A 565-nucleotide genomic window follows, 5' to 3' on the forward strand; every position below is an offset into this window, starting at 1 on the left:
TCCAGAATTATTGTATAAATCCGCCTGCGAATATTTCAGCTGGTGCGAACAAAATCCTCTTATCGAAATTGATTTCGTGGGCAAAGATGCTACTAAAGTGGAAAAGCCGAAAATGCGGCCTTTTACCTGGGAGGGTTTGGAATTATATCTCGGCATTCACAGGTTACGACATTATAGAAGCGATGAATCATATAAAGATTTTTGGCCAACCCTTGCGCGCATATATGATATAATCTATAATCAAAAATTCACAGGGGCCGCTGCTGGCTTCCTTAATCAAAATATTATCGCCCGGGATTTGGGACTGGCCGATAAGAAGGACGTGGAAAATTCTGGTGAAATGACAATAAAGTTTATCGAAGAAAAGACTTATGAAACTGTCCATAAAGCAGACCCGGGCGATTGACTTCCTCCAGGACAATAGCACCCAAGAAGTTCTTTATGGTGGTGCTGCTGGAGGTGGAAAAAGTGTTTTAGGCTGTTTTTGGATATTAAAAAGTTCATTGAAATATCCGGGTACCCGCTGGTTAATCGGACGGTCAGAATTGGTTAATCTGAAAAAGAC

At 41.2% G+C, this 565-nt stretch carries 1 protein-coding gene and 1 pseudogene; both read left to right on the plus strand.

What is annotated here, in order from left to right; translation table 11 throughout:
- The coding region (locus ACQR30_RS01590; RefSeq protein WP_429730304.1) for a terminase small subunit at positions 1-406 on the plus strand (406 nt) is incomplete at its 5' end.
- A pseudogene (locus ACQR30_RS01595) lies at positions 372-565 on the plus strand (phage portal protein); the annotation flags it as partial. The gene ACQR30_RS01590 and the pseudogene ACQR30_RS01595, both read left to right, overlap by 35 nt.

The organism is Arachidicoccus sp., from assembly GCF_050436765.1.
In the GTDB taxonomy this organism is placed as follows: Bacteria; Bacteroidota; Bacteroidia; order Chitinophagales; family Chitinophagaceae; genus Arachidicoccus.